Source organism: Ruficoccus sp. ZRK36 (genome assembly GCF_019603315.1).
Lineage (GTDB): Bacteria > Verrucomicrobiota > Verrucomicrobiia > Opitutales > Cerasicoccaceae > Ruficoccus.
The window spans coordinates 408,962-421,754 of the sequence record NZ_CP080649.1 but is presented as its reverse complement, the minus strand read 5'-3'; the positions used below and the strand labels follow the sequence as shown (position 1 = coordinate 421,754).

Below are 12,793 nucleotides of genomic sequence, written 5' to 3'. Positions count from 1 at the left end.
ACCGTCATGACAGAAGATATGACCATTTTCGACGCGTTACCGGGACAGCTCATGGATGTCTCCGAGGTGACGCATTCGCTCACTCAGATGTGGGCGGGCACGGTAAATCCCGACCAGGAGGCACCGTCAGAGTTTCGGGCCTCGCAGATGAATATCGTGCTGCACTTCGGGCTGAAAACCTCGCCCGACGAGGCCTTTGACCGCTTCAACACCGCCATCGCTTTTGCCCAGCGCTACCCGTGCCGGATCGTTGTGCTGTGCCCGATGGGGCGCGAGTCCAGCGACCGCCTGCTGCAGGGTAAGCTCTTTGCCCAGTGCTATGTCGGCTCGTCGATGCGTGACATGTGCTGCTGTGAGGCGCTCATGCTCGGCTACCCGACACGTGAGGCCGGTTTTCTCGCTAATCAGGTCTCGATCTGGCTGGAGAATGACCTGCCGACCTACCACTGGTTTAACCGCATCCCGGCCGAGCGCATCACCGGCATGCACCTGGACTTCGTCAAGCGCTGCCGCCGGGTCATCTACGACTCGGACATCGAGGAGGCGGATATTCTCAAGGTGAAGTGGCCGCGTCCGGAGGCCGCTGTCGACCTCGCGCACGCGCGTATCCTTCCCATCCGCCAATCGCTGGGGCAGTTCCTCAGCCGTTACGAGACGGCCAAGCTCGCCGGTGGCCTTCAAGGCGTGCAGGTGCGCTACACCGACGGTCGCGAGGGCGAAGCCCGCAACCTGCTCAAGTGGACTGAGTCCTGCCTGCAGGCATGTGCCAAAGATGCCAAGCTCGACCTCAATACCGAGTTTACCCAGCACAAGAGCGAGTGCTCGAACTGCCTGGAGATTGAGTGGACCTACGACGACTCACGGCACTTCCTATGGACCCACGAAAACAAGGGGCTGGACGCACGGGTGACGGCAGACTTTGGCTCAGGCCGAGTCAGCACACCGATGCAGGTCGGCTTTTTGGAGCCGGTTAACGCCCTGGCCGAAGCGCTGTTTTTTAACTGAGCCGGGTCATCCGGCCCGAGCATTGCGAACCACGAATATTGACGACTTTAGATGAAAACCATCCCGACTGAATACGGACAGGTCCACGTATTGGCCGAAGAAGAACTCTATGCCGAGATGCTTAAGTACATCCACCAGGCGGTGGATGAGGCTGGCGATGGGCTGGCGACGGTCGGGCTCAGTGGTGGCTCCACCCCGAAGGCGTTTTTCAAGTGGGTGGGGGAGAACAAAACCCTCTCGCCCGAGGTGGCGAAAAAGGTTCTCTGGTCCACCAGTGATGAGCGCTGCGTCCCCCAGGAGGATGACGACAGCAACTTCGGCCACGCCGACCGCGAGATGCTGACCCCGCTTGGCGTGCCGGCGGAGAACAAGTTCCCGTGGCCCACGGAGCTGGAGCCTGCGGCCTGCGCCGACGCCTACACCAAGGCCTGGAATGACAAGGTCGGCGAGGAGCGCGCCTACGATGTGTGCTTCGTCGGGATGGGTGATGATAACCACACCCTTTCGCTGTTTCCGGAGTGCCCCTTGATCGGTGCCGGGCTCACGGAGAGCTTTGCCGCCACGCTCTGGCCTTCACGCGGCTGGCGGGTGACGCTTACCCCGCACGGCTTGACCAAGTGCAAGCGCATCGTGGTCTGCTGCCCCGGTGCGAATAAAGCCGGCCCCCTCAAGGCTGCCCTCAAGGAAGACTTTAACCCCACGCATAAGCCGATCCAGCTCCTGCGCGCCCACGCCGACAAGACCGTCTGGCTCGTGGACGAAGCCGCCGCAGCCCTGCTGTAGCGGGGAGGGGAGGATGGTTTGTTGTTTGCAGGGCTTGCGCAGCCCTGCACCCTCGGCAGGCGAAGCCTGCACTTTCGGTCCAGCGTCCGGGCTTCGCCCAAACGCTGGACCGCTATTGAGGTCTCCCTTGACCTGGCCCACCTTTATGAAGCGTCCCATGATGGGGGCGATCCAGTTTTGATGCTCTGATCGCTGACACGATGCGCAGCATCGAAAGTGCAGCCTGCGGCTGCCGCGGGGCTGGGGCGCGTAGCCCCAGAAAACGATACCCTTTTACTTCCCCAGTTGCTGGCGGACGCGTTCGACGATGCGGGCGGTAGCGCCGCGGTTGGCGGCGTGCCAGGCGCGACCGGCGGTGGCCATTTCCTCGCGGCGGGCTGAGTTTTTCAACAGCTCCAGCAGGACGGCTTTGACGGTGGCAGCGTCGGGGCACTTGCGGGCGGCGCCGGCTTCCTCAAGCTGACGGCAGATGTGCCGGAAATTACTCATGTGAGGTCCGTAAACCAGCGGCAGACCGAGTGCGGCGGCCTCGACCGGGGTTTGCCCGCCGTCGTTGGGGGGCAGGCTTTTCCCGATATAGGCCAGAGTCCCGGCCTGGCTGAGGCGGACCATCTCGCCGGTGGTGTCGGCGACGTAAATTTTAGTCGCAGCCGGGGCCTGCTTATCGCGGGTACGCAGATGCCAGGGTAGGGGCTGCTTGTCCAGCAGCTCGATGATTTCACCCCGTCGCTCTGCGTGGCGGGGGATGATGAGCAGGCGCGCGTCGATCCCGGCGGTAAGCGCATCCTTGAGGGTTTCGACGAGCAGTTTCTCTTCGCCGGGCCAGGTGCTGGAGCCGAGTAGGACGAGCGGCGCGGGCTGACCCTCCGTCGTAAAGCCCATCTCGCGGTGCAGAGTGGTGACCTCGTCGGGGCTGAGCACGGGGGCGACCTCGACGTCGAGCTTCATGCTGCCGGTGACGGCGGTAGTGGCCGGATTCGCACCGAGCGCGAGGAAGCGCTTGCCGTCGTTCGGGGTGGCGGCGAGCAGCCCGGAGAGGCGCTTCATCAGGCGGCGGCTGACGATGGGCAGCTTTTGGTAGCGCCGGAATGAGCGGTCGGACATGCGGCCGTTGATCAGCAGTACGGGCACTTTTCGGCGGTGGGCCTGGTAAAGGTGTTCAGGCCAGAGCTCGGCCTCCATCAGGATGGCCAGGTCCGGGTCGAGACGACGCCAGGAGTTGCGGCTGAAAGGGCAGAAATCCAGCGGAAAGATACCCACCTTCAGCACCTTGGGGGCGAACTCCTCGCGCAGGATCTTGTAGCCGGTGCTCGTGGTCGTGGTGATGATCAGCTCGACGCCCGGCAGGGCGTGCAGGGCATCCACCAGTGGGGTGAGGGCGCGGATCTCGCCCACGCTGACGGCCTGAATCCACACGCGCTTGATACCGGGGCGTTTCGGGGGGGGGCGGTCGATCAGCCCAAAGCGGTGGTGGAAGTCGTGGCGGTAGCCGCCGCGCCGATACATCCGCCAGCCGTAGTAGGGCAGGGCGAAGAGCAGCACGGGCAGGAAGAGCAGCCGGTAAAACCAAATCATGGGAAAAGGAACTTTTTGACACCATAAGCGGACGAATGAAACACAATTCTCTCGCTTGCGGCCTCGGCGGAGGCTGCTAGGCTGGGATTTTTCGTATCCATGAAACACTCCGCTCTCCTCTCTCTCGCCTGTCTGCTGCCGCTGTGGGTGGCTGCGCAACCGGTCTCCAGCGACCTGCAGCCCGACCCTGCCGTCACCTGGGGGCAGCTCGATAACGGCCTGGATTACGCGATCATGCCCAATGCCGAGCCCCCCGGTAAGGTCAGCCTGCGTCTGCTGGTCAAGGCCGGCTCACTCATGGAGCGGGAGGACCAGCGAGGGCTGGCACACTTTCTGGAGCACATGGCCTTTAACGGCAGCAAGCACTATCCGCCCGGCTCGCTGGTGGAGTACCTCCAGCGCATCGGGATGAGCTTCGGGGCCGACACCAACGCCCATACCGGCTTTGACGAGACTGTCTATAAGCTGGAGCTGCCCGGCAACACCGACGCGCTGCTCAAGGAGGGCTTTCAGGTGCTCTCCGACTACGCGGGTGAGCTTTTGCTGGGTGAAGAAGAGATCAACCACGAGCGCGGCGTCATCCTCAGTGAGCTGCGTGCCCGCGATTCGGTGGATTACCGCACGTTTGTTGCAAACTGGGAGTTCCTCTTCCCCGACTCACTGCTGCCACAGCGCTTGCCCATCGGGCTGGAAAAGGTCATCGAGGGTGCCCCCCGCACGGCTTTTGTTGATTTTTACACGGACTGGTATCGCCCGGATAACCTCGCTGTCGTCGTGGTCGGGGACGTGACACCGGAGCAAGTCGAGCCGCTGCTCAAGGCCGCCTTTGGGCCGCTGAAAAACCCGGAGACGCCGCTCAGCGAACCTGATCTGGGCACGGTGGGAGCGCCCGGCCTGCACACGACGCTTCACAGTGAGCCGGAGGCTCCCGCGACCGTGATCAGCATTGAGAGCCTGCGCCCCTACTCGAAGCCTGCGGACAGCGCCGATGTGCGCATCGGGGATATCCAGGCCGCAGCTGCCAGCCGCATTCTCACCCGCCGCTTTGAGAAGCTGGCCAAGGAGCCGGACGCTCCCTTCTCCGAGGGGGCCGCCTACGCCTATGATTATCTGGATTTCTTTGAATTGGGTGGCGTGGAGATGACGTGCCGCCCGGAGCAGTGGCAGGCTGCTCTCACGGTTGCTGAGCAGGAGCTGCGCCGCGCGCTCCAGTACGGCTTTACCCCCGCTGAGGTGGATGAGATCAAGGCCGATCTGCTCAAGGGCTACGAGCGTGCCGTGCAGGAAGCTCCTACGCGGCTTGACCGTTCGCTCTCCAGCGCGATTGTGCGCTCACTCTCGCGGGACGAGGTTTTCACCTCGCCGCAGACGGACCTGGAGCTGGCGCAGGCCGCGATGGCGGACTTTGGCCCAGCCGAGGCGCTCGCCGCCCTGCGACTACTGTGGACGGTGGATAACCGCTACGTCTTTGTCAGTGGCAACCTCGAGCTTGGCGCGGACGACCCCACAATCGAGGATGTTTTCATGGCCAGCGCCGCTGCCGATGTTCAGCCGCCGGAGATGGTCGAGGCCAAGCCATGGCCGTACACGGACTTTGGCCCGGCGGGTGAGGTCGTGAAGGAACGCACCGTCGAAGACCTAGATATCCATCAAGTGGTTTTCGCTAACAACGTACGCTTCAATTTCAAGCAAACCGACTTCGAGGCGGGTAGCGTCTCGGTGGCCGTACGCTTCGGTGGCGGCAAGCTGACGTCCCCGGCAGACCAGCCGGGCTTGGCGGAATTTACAGGGATGGTGTTCGCGGCCGGTGGTCTGGAAAAGCTCAGCGCGGACGAGCTGCAGCAGACCCTCGCCGGTAAGGACGTGGGGCTGGGCTTTGATGTCGATACGGATGCCTTTCTGCTCAGCGGTAATTGCTCCCCGGCGGATTTTACGACGCAGGTGCAGCTGCTGGCAGCGGCCCTGACGGAGCCCGGCTATCGGGAGGAGGCGGCCCGCCTCGCTCGCCAGCAATATGCCGAGGTGGCCCTGCGGCTCGACCATACGATGGAGGGAGTGATGGGGAACCAGGTGAGCCGTTTTCTGGCCGATGGGAGCCGCTTCTTCGGGATGCCGGATAAGGAGCAATTCGATGCGCGGACGATGGAAGAGGTAAAGGCCTGGCTGGCCCAGCCGCTTGCTGATGCGTATCTGGAGATCTCCGTGGTCGGTGACATCGACTACGAGACGGCGCTGAAGGCTGTGGCTGCTACGTTCGGGGCCTTGCCGAAGCGTGCGGATGCACCGGCTGCCGATATCGCCGAGCGCGAGAGTGTGGCATTCCCTACAGGGGTGACGGAGAAAAACTTCCCCTACGCGACAGACATCCCCCGGGCCGCCGCGGTCGTCTACTGGCCGACCGTGGATTTCTGGGACATCGAGCGCACGCGCCGTCTGAATGTGCTCTCCTATGTGCTGGCGGATCGCCTGCGGGTGGAAGTGCGCGAGAAGCTCGGCGAGGGCTACAGCCCCTATGCGCGAAATATCAGCAGCGAAACCTTTAAGGACTACGGCTATCTCTTTGCGCTCAATATCTGCGCCCCGGACAAGGCGCAGGAGCTGGCCGTCCTGCTGGATAATCTCGGTAAGGATCTGGGGACGGGCAACGTCACCGAGGATGAGACCGAGCGGGCGATCAAGCCCATCCTCAACATGCTGAAGGACTACCTGCGCACCAACGGCTACTGGCTCAACCGCGTGCTGCTGCGCTCTCAGGAGAAGCCACAGGTGCTGGAGTGGGCGCGCACGATCTCCAGTGACTATAACGCGATCAGCGTGGATGAGCTCAATGAACTGACCCGTGAATACCTGGGCGACACCGAAGGCCTTAAGGTGACGGTTGTACCGGAAAAGAAATAGTACCGGCGTTACATTTCAGTGCTCTGCGGAGACAAAAAAGCGGCACAGGTTTTCGAACCTGTGCCGCTTTGTTAAAGGAGGATATCCCCGAGCCTACTTGAGGAAGCTCTTGAGCATCCACACGGTCTTTTCGTGGACCTGGATGCGGGCGATCATGAGGTCTTCGGTTTCGTTGTCATCAGCGTCACCGGCGAGATCGCGGGCCTTACCGGCATCCTTGATCAGCTTGGCGTGGTCCTCGACGAGGCTGGCCACCATCTTTTCGGCGCCGACCTTCTCGGGCAGGTTGTTCATGCCGGCGATGTCCGAGAGGGACTTGAGGCCACCGGGAGAGTAGGCGTCGAGAGCACGGATGCGCTCAGCGATTTCGTCAACGGCTGTGAAGAGCTCGGTATATTGCTCTTCGAAAGCAGTGTGGAGGGCGAAGAAGCTCGGCCCCTCGACGTTCCAGTGGCACAGATGGGTTTGGCCCATCAATGCATATGTGTCAGCGACCACAACACGAAGGGCTTCGACGACCTTCTTATTGGCGGAAGAGGTATTAGTTTTTTTCTTAGCCATAGACGCTTACTATATCACGTCCAGACAGTGTTTCAAGTCGTAAGCTTTTATCATGGACGACTTTGGCGGATGTCAAAGCAACTGATAGGATGCGCCGCCCTCACTAATGCGAGACGGGCTTATCAGGCCTGCGCGAGTTCATCCTCGCTCAGCCACAGGACTTGCTCCTGCGCGGCATTTGCCGCCGCGAAACGGTCGGCTTTTTTCTGGGCCTGGGCAATGCTCTTGGCCTCCAGACGCTCGCAAAATTCTTTGTAGTCGATCAGCTCAAAGCGTCCGTCGAAGTGCTCGACGATGGCGGTCATCGACTCGACCCAGTCGCCTGAGTTGAGGTAGCGGATGTCGCCGATCATCTTGTCCTCGGCGGTGTGGATGTGGCCGCAGATGATGCCCACGCACTGGCGTTTTTCAGCGAGGCTTTGCAGGTGCTTTTCAAAGTCGCTGATGTGGTTGACGATGTTTTTGACCTTGGCCTTGATGGCCTTGCTGACCGAGAAGTACTCCTTACCGCGCAGGGAGCGGTACTTGTTGTAGTAGCGGTTGAACTTGAGCAGGCTCTGGTAGCCGATGTCTCCGAGGATGGAGATAAACTTCGAGTGGGTGGTGATGGCGTCGAAGCAGTCCCCGTGGATACACAGGTAGTCGCCGCCGGAGGTCTTCAGCGTGTACTCCTCGACGAGCTGGATGCGGTCGAAAACCAGCGGCAGGTAGTTGGCCAGAAAGTCGTCGTGGTTACCGCGGATGTAGATGACGTCGGTGTCTTTCTTTTCGGCGATCTTCAGGATGCGGCGTACAAACTTGGTGTGCCCCTTCTCCCAGCTCAGCTTTCGCTTCAGGCTCCAGCCGTCAATGATGTCGCCGTTGAGGATGAGCCGCTCGCAGCGGGTATGCTTCAGGAAGTGGTTCACCTCATCGATTTTACAATCGGGGGTGCCCAGGTGGACGTCCGACAGGATGACAGACTTAAACTTGAGGACCGGCTTTTTCATCTCAGGCGCTATTGCTTACTATGGACAACCTTATTAGTGCCAGTTATTCACAAGGTCAAAGTGTTACCTGTGTATAAGCCGCGAATTAACCTCTTCGTAACGAGCGCGTGACCGGATCGTTAAGTTGAACATAGTCTAAGGCTGATTTTACCTTTTTATGGCGTCCGTGACGTCGGCCTCGTATTGGGCGAGGATGGCATCCCAGGAGAGTCCTTGTGCCGTGAGCACGGCCTCATCGGCGATCTGCGGCCAGCGACCTTGCTCTTCGCAGAGCCGATCTATAGCGGCGAGATAGGCAGCCTCGTCTTCGTAGGTAGCCTTGAACCCGTTCTGCCCGTCCTCGATATGCCGAAGCGCGGCAGCGTAGTCATAGGCCAATACGACGAGATGGCTCGCCATGGCCTCGGTGATGACATTGCCAAAGGTTTCGGTCGTGCTGGCGAAAAAGAACAGGTCGGCCGAGGCGTAGTGCGCGGCCAGGTCTTTGCCCCGCCGCATGCCTGCAAAGATAAACTCGGGGTGCTTCTGCTCCAGTTTCTTGCGCTCGGGACCATCGCCCACGATGAGGAGCTTTGCGCCGGGATGCCTTTCGCGGAAGCGCAGAAAAGCCTGAATAGTCAGGGGGATGTTCTTCTCCGCAGCCACGCGGCCGACGTAGGCGACGACGGGCGTATCCGGGCTCACCTTCCAGCTCTCACGCAGGGCTTCGCTGCGACGGTGCGGCCCGAAAAGCTGCGTATCCACCCCGCGGCTGAAAATCTTAACATTGGCAAAGCCTTCCCCCTCCAACGTGCTCTGCACATCCTCGGAGGGAACAAAGGTGGCGCGGGTGCCATTGTGAAACCAGCGGAAGAAACCCATCAGGGGCTTTTGAAACCAGCCGTAGCCGTAGTGGCGTCCGTAGGAGTGGAAATTCGTATGGTAGCTGGAGACGGCGGGGATGCTCAACTGCTTGGCCGCGCGCAGGGCGGCGACGCCGAGCGGCCCCTCGGTGGCGATGTGGATGCAGTCAGGCTGTTGCTCTCTCCAGAGGCGCTTGAGGCGTCCCGTGCACAGCCCGCCGAATTGCAGGCCCGCGTAGCCGGGGATCGGATAGCCGCGCACGAAATCCTCCGGGAAGTCGTGGATCGGACCCTCGGAGTCGGCCTTCTGGCGGGGGCGCACGACGTTCATGGCGTGCCCGCGGGCGTTCATACCGGTGACGAGCCGGTGAAGTGTCATGGCCACGCCGTTGACTTCGGGTGGAAAGGTCTCAGTGACAAGGGCGATTTTCACGCGGCTGTTTCCTGATGGTAAAGACTCTGGCCTGAATCAGGCAGAGCCGGGTTGGTGCGAGCCGGGCGCCGTTCGCTGGGAATGTTTCCGGCCATTGACTGCGCATCAAAACGTCTTTGTAACAAACAGCAATGGCTCTATTGTGACGTTTTCGTTGCAAGAGATTGCGAGCTGCGGGCTTTGCCATTGCCAAAAGCGGCTCCTCGCAGTGGCATCATGGGCATCCTTTCATGTCTGCCAACGATCCGCATACGCTCACGATCCTGACCGGTCCGACTGCCGTCGGTAAGACCGCGTTGGCGCTGGCGTGGGCGCGTGAGCATGAGGCCGAGATCGTCTCGTGCGACTCCACGCTGGTCTATCGCGGGCTGGACATTGCCACGGCCAAGCCGACCCAGGAGGAGCTGGCACAAGTGCCGCATCACTTGATTGATGTCGTGCCGGTCGCCTGCCAGTTATCCGTCGTCGATTACCTGGAGATGGCGCGCGCGGCGGTGGCGGGTATTCATGCCCGCGGTAAGCGCGTACTCGTGACCGGAGGCAGTGGGTTTTACTTAAAAGGCTTTTTCGCCGCGGTGGCGGACGATGTCCCCATCTCCGATGAGGTGCGAGCCGAGGTAAGGGTGCTCGATGCGGCTGAGGGGCTACCGGGCCTGCTGCGGCGCCTGCGTGAGGTGAGCCCCGACACCGGTTCGCTGGATGTGCAGAATCCCCGCCGTGTGGTGCGCGCGCTGGAACGTTGTCTGGCCTCCGGGCAGACTGTGGCGGAGCTTGAGCGCGCCTTTCGGGAAAAGGCCGGTGTCTTCGATGCCTTTCCCAAGCATATCATCCTGCTCCAGCGCACCGAGGAGAGCCTGCACGCGCGTATCGCTGCGCGCACGCAGCAGATGCTGGCCGACGGCCTGATCGAGGAAACCGAACGCCTGCTTGCCGAGGGGCTGGAGAATAATCCGAGTGCTGCCGGGTCCATCGGTACCCGGGAGGCTTTGGCGTTCCTGCGCGGCGAGTTGCCAGGCTCCGAACTTGAGCCCGCCATCAATCAGGCCACACGCCGTCTCGTCGCCAAGCAGCGCAAGTGGTTTCGCCACCAGATCGCCCCCGACGAAGTGGTGGAACTGGGGTAGCTTTTACAGGGATTCAGTAAGCCCTGATCTGCATCAGTGCCCGAGTGGGCGTATGAAGCGGTAAACCCAAACCAGCAGGAAGCAGCCGGTGGCCACGAGCACGATGCAAGCGCCGGAGGAAAGATCGAAATGGTACGAGAGCAGCAGCCCGACGAAGCCGGACAGCACGGCGACCACCGAGGCCAGGATCATGATGCCGGATACGCTGCGCATGAGCAGGGTAGCGCAGGCGGCCGGTGTGATGAGCAGGGCGATGGTCAGCAGTGCACCGACGACTTGCACGGCGGAGACGACGGCCAGCGAGGCCAGCAACAGCACGAGCAGGCGCATGCGGTTCGGCTCGATCCCGATCACGCGCGCGTACTCGGGGTCGAGTGAGGTGAGCTCCAGCTCTTTATGCCAGAGGCACAGGATCACTAAGATGATCACGGTCACGGAGGCGACGATGGCAAGATCAGCGCCGGTTACCCCGAGCACACTCCCGAAGACGATCGCCTCAAAGTCCCGGTAGGAGCTGGCCATGCTCATCAGCAGGATGCCCAGCGCAAACATACCGGCCAGCACAACGCCGATGGCGGTATCCTCGCGCATGCGTTTCTGGGAGGACAGGGCGGCTACGCCCAGAGCGGTGGCGAGGCTGGCACCGAGCGCCCCGAAGAACAGATTGAAGCCTTTTAGAAAAGCAAAGGCCACACCCGGTAAAATCGTGTGCCCAAGGGCGCCACCGAGGAAGGCCATGCGCCGCAGCACCACATAGGTCCCCACCAGTGCGCAGTTGAGGCCCGCTAGCAGCACCGCGATAAGTGCCTTCTGCAAAAAGGCGTAGGAAAACGGTTCAGTCAGAAAATCCATGGCAGCGGGAAATTAATCGGGATCGACGCGACCGTTTTCGAGGGTGAGTACGCGATCAAAATGCTGGATGTAGTGGGCGATGTCATGGGTGGCCATCACCACGGTGCAGCCGCGCTCGCGCAGGCGGTCAAGGGCTTCCCAGATGAGGGTGCGACTGGTTTCGTCCACGGCGTTAAAGGGCTCGTCGAGCAGCACCAGTTCACCCTCGTGCAGGAGGGTTCGGGCGAGCAGGGCGCGCTGCTGTTGCCCGCCGGACAGGCCGTTGATCTGTCGCCCGGCGTACGGGGTGAGGCCGAGCTGATCCAGGGCGGCGGCGGCCATCGTCCGCTGTTGGCGCCCGGGACGGCGAAACCAGCCCAGACGCACATACGTGCCGGTGAGGACAAAGCGGCTCAGGCTGATGGGAAACTCCCAGTCCAGGCTGCTGCGCTGTGGCAGGTAAGCTGCCTCATGGCGGCAGATGCCGGGTGGGTGCCCGAGCACGCGAATCTCGCCATCGTAGGGGAGCAGGCCCGCGATGCACTTGAGCAGGGTGGACTTACCCGATCCATTGTCCCCAACCAGAGCGAGCCTCTCGCCGCGACGGACATTCAGCGATACGCCATTGAGCGCCGGCGGCCCGGAAGATCCGTACCGGGCGACCACGTCTACGGTCTTGATGGCCGAAGCTTCTGGATAGTGGCATCCTCCGCAATTTCCCCGGTAGGAGAGCAGGTCGTTGATAAAACTATGACTCAATGGGCCGGAGTTTGCATCGAATCAGCGATCGTGTCCACTGTGTAGATAAAGAGCGCTTCATAGTCCTGGGGGCCGTTTTTGTCCCGTGCAAAGGAGCCGACGTACAGCGGTTGCGGCGCGGGGAGCCCGGCCTCGCGGCATACCTGCTGCGCCAGGCGGGGGTTTGAGCCGGGGTCGGTGAATACAGCGGCTACGTGGTCCTTTTTAATCAGCTGGATGAGCTGTGCCATCTGGCGGGCGGAGGGCTCGCCGCCATCGGTGCTGGTCGAGCCCAGGATGGTGGCGGGGATGAAGATGTCGTAGCGCTCCGCGAAGTAGCTTAAATTATCATGGTAGGTGATGATCGCACGCGAGGCCGGAGGGATGGCCGAGAAGCGTTTCTTTGCGTAGGCATCCAGCTCATCGAGGCGCTGCGCCCACTTGGCCTGATTGGCCCGGAAGGTCTCGGCACTCGAGGGGTCGAGCTCGCAGAGGGCCTCGGTCAGTGACTCGCTCATGCGGCTGACGTTCTCCGGGTCCATCCAGATGTGGGGGTCGTACTCGCCATGAACATGGCGATCATGGTCATGGTGATCGGTATGTGCGGCGTGCTCATGGCTTTCATGGTGCTCATGCTCGTGGCCTTCATGCTGATGTTCGTCACCGTTATTCTTGTGCAGGGTAATGACATCACTGAGGGGGAGGACGCGTCCCTTGAAGCCCGAGGCCTTCACCATGCCGGGTAGCCAGTATTCCAGGTCGGCTCCGATTGCTACAACCAGATCGGCCTGGGCAAGCATGGCGAGGTCGCGCGGGGCAGGCTCAAAGGCATGGATGTCTTGCCCGTTACCAGCCAGGACTTGCAGCTCTACTTCGTCGCCGGCCACCTGCTTGACCCAGTCGGCGGGTATCCCAAAGCTGGCGACGACGTGCGGCTTTTCGGCATGCGTTTGACCGATCAGGGCAACCCAGGCCAAGGCCAGCACTAAATATTTCCAAATAGACATGCCGCAA

Annotated in this window: 11 protein-coding genes; 4 read left to right on the top strand and 7 right to left on the bottom strand. The window is 61.6% G+C overall.

Going from position 1 to position 12,793, the window contains the following annotated elements:
- The first annotated feature begins 6 nt into the window (after nucleotides 1-6).
- Together K0V07_RS01785 and K0V07_RS01780 are read left to right on the top strand one after the other, a co-directional pair.
- Nucleotides 7-1,005 (top strand): glucose-6-phosphate dehydrogenase assembly protein OpcA, encoded by a 999-nt coding sequence (locus K0V07_RS01785; protein ID WP_220622817.1) that lies wholly within the window; start codon nucleotides 7-9, stop codon nucleotides 1,003-1,005.
- A gap of 51 nt (nucleotides 1,006-1,056) precedes the next feature.
- On the top strand, nucleotides 1,057-1,788 hold the full coding sequence (locus tag K0V07_RS01780) for a 6-phosphogluconolactonase (protein WP_220622816.1): 732 nt from the start codon (nucleotides 1,057-1,059) through the stop codon (nucleotides 1,786-1,788).
- Nucleotides 1,789-2,061: 273 nt separating this feature from the next.
- Here the strand turns inward: K0V07_RS01780 and K0V07_RS01775 are convergent, their stop codons facing one another.
- The gene (locus tag K0V07_RS01775) at nucleotides 2,062-3,363 is read right to left on the bottom strand and encodes a 3-deoxy-D-manno-octulosonic acid transferase (protein WP_220622815.1); all 1,302 of its coding nucleotides are present in this window, start codon (nucleotides 3,361-3,363) and stop codon (nucleotides 2,062-2,064) included.
- 99 nt (nucleotides 3,364-3,462) lie between these two features.
- Between K0V07_RS01775 and K0V07_RS01770 the strand changes: the two genes are divergently transcribed.
- Nucleotides 3,463-6,261 (top strand): M16 family metallopeptidase, encoded by a 2,799-nt coding sequence (locus K0V07_RS01770; protein ID WP_220622814.1) that lies wholly within the window; start codon nucleotides 3,463-3,465, stop codon nucleotides 6,259-6,261.
- 93 nt (nucleotides 6,262-6,354) lie between these two features.
- Here K0V07_RS01770 and K0V07_RS01765 read toward each other — a convergent pair whose 3' ends face one another.
- From K0V07_RS01765 to K0V07_RS01755, 3 genes are all read right to left on the bottom strand, one after another.
- Nucleotides 6,355-6,822: a DNA starvation/stationary phase protection protein gene (locus tag K0V07_RS01765; protein WP_220622813.1), complete on the bottom strand. Its 468-nt coding sequence runs from the start codon at nucleotides 6,820-6,822 to the stop codon at nucleotides 6,355-6,357.
- Between the two features lie 122 nt (nucleotides 6,823-6,944).
- Nucleotides 6,945-7,811 (bottom strand): UDP-2,3-diacylglucosamine diphosphatase, encoded by an 867-nt coding sequence (locus tag K0V07_RS01760; protein ID WP_220622812.1) that lies wholly within the window; start codon nucleotides 7,809-7,811, stop codon nucleotides 6,945-6,947.
- A gap of 147 nt (nucleotides 7,812-7,958) precedes the next feature.
- Nucleotides 7,959-9,086: a glycosyltransferase family 1 protein gene (locus K0V07_RS01755; protein ID WP_220622811.1), complete on the bottom strand. Its 1,128-nt coding sequence runs from the start codon at nucleotides 9,084-9,086 to the stop codon at nucleotides 7,959-7,961.
- Nucleotides 9,087-9,316: 230 nt separating this feature from the next.
- On the opposite strand from K0V07_RS01755, the gene miaA reads away from it, so the two are divergent.
- Nucleotides 9,317-10,210: a tRNA (adenosine(37)-N6)-dimethylallyltransferase MiaA gene (gene miaA, locus K0V07_RS01750; RefSeq protein WP_220622810.1), complete on the top strand. Its 894-nt coding sequence runs from the start codon at nucleotides 9,317-9,319 to the stop codon at nucleotides 10,208-10,210.
- A 33-nt stretch (nucleotides 10,211-10,243) separates the two neighbouring features.
- On the opposite strand, the gene K0V07_RS01745 is transcribed toward miaA, so the two are convergent.
- Genes K0V07_RS01745 through K0V07_RS01735 form a run of 3 tightly spaced genes read right to left on the bottom strand, consistent with a single transcriptional unit; the run spans nucleotide 10,244 to nucleotide 12,786 of the window.
- Entirely contained in the window at nucleotides 10,244-11,062 is an 819-nt protein-coding gene (locus K0V07_RS01745) for a metal ABC transporter permease (protein WP_220622809.1), read from the bottom strand.
- A gap of 12 nt (nucleotides 11,063-11,074) precedes the next feature.
- A complete protein-coding gene (locus K0V07_RS01740; protein ID WP_220622808.1) occupies nucleotides 11,075-11,800 on the bottom strand; it encodes an ABC transporter ATP-binding protein in 726 nt (241 codons plus the stop codon).
- Complete coding sequence (locus K0V07_RS01735; RefSeq protein ID WP_220622807.1) at nucleotides 11,797-12,786, bottom strand: metal ABC transporter substrate-binding protein; 990 nt, start codon at nucleotides 12,784-12,786, stop codon at nucleotides 11,797-11,799. Before K0V07_RS01735 ends, K0V07_RS01740 begins: the two co-directional genes overlap by 4 nt.
- Nucleotides 12,787-12,793 lie beyond the last annotated feature (7 nt).